Origin of the sequence: Chromohalobacter sp. HP20-39 (assembly GCF_033052815.1) — a bacterium.
In the GTDB taxonomy this organism is placed as follows: Bacteria; Pseudomonadota; Gammaproteobacteria; order Pseudomonadales; family Halomonadaceae; genus Chromohalobacter.
This window is the reverse complement of sequence record NZ_JAWHTP010000138.1, coordinates 1-466: the sequence shown is the minus strand read 5'-3', so window position 1 is coordinate 466 and position 466 is coordinate 1. Positions and strand designations below refer to the sequence as shown.

The window sequence follows — 466 nt, the reverse complement described above, 5'->3', positions numbered from 1 at the left end:
GGCGGCGACATAAGTGTGACCAGCCGAGTGCTTATCCCGGCGACTCGTGAGTTTCTCGAGCCCACCACATCCGCTGAACAATGCCAGCCAACCAAGCAGGCAGTCGTCATCGAACCAGCCCCCGACAATCCCGACCGCCCGCACCCCAATCCGCGGGAGCCTTGGCGTTCGGCCAGGGTGTTCAGAGAGAGCCTGCACGCGCTGCAGAGTCGCAAAGAATTTGTTCAATATGGAGGGCCTTCCGGCGCTGGCTGAGCGGAGGCGCTAGCGGACATCCGTTGGCTGCTACGCCAACACGGCACCAACGGAGCGTGGCTTTGGGACCCTTTCCTCAGTGCGGACGACGTGCTGCATACCCTGTTCTTCTGCCCATGGCGCGACGCGGATTTGCGAGCGCTGAGTTCCGCGTCTACGCCCCCACGGGAACGCGCTCAGATAGGAAATGAATCTGATTGCGCGGGAACAA

The 466-nt window shown here is 62.0% G+C and carries 1 protein-coding gene; it reads left to right on the top strand.

The annotated features are described in order from the left end of the window. On the top strand, positions 1–255 hold a 255-nt coding region (locus RVY79_RS17330; protein ID WP_317465720.1), incomplete at its 5' end, for a hypothetical protein. Between the last annotated feature and the right edge of the window lie 211 nt (positions 256–466).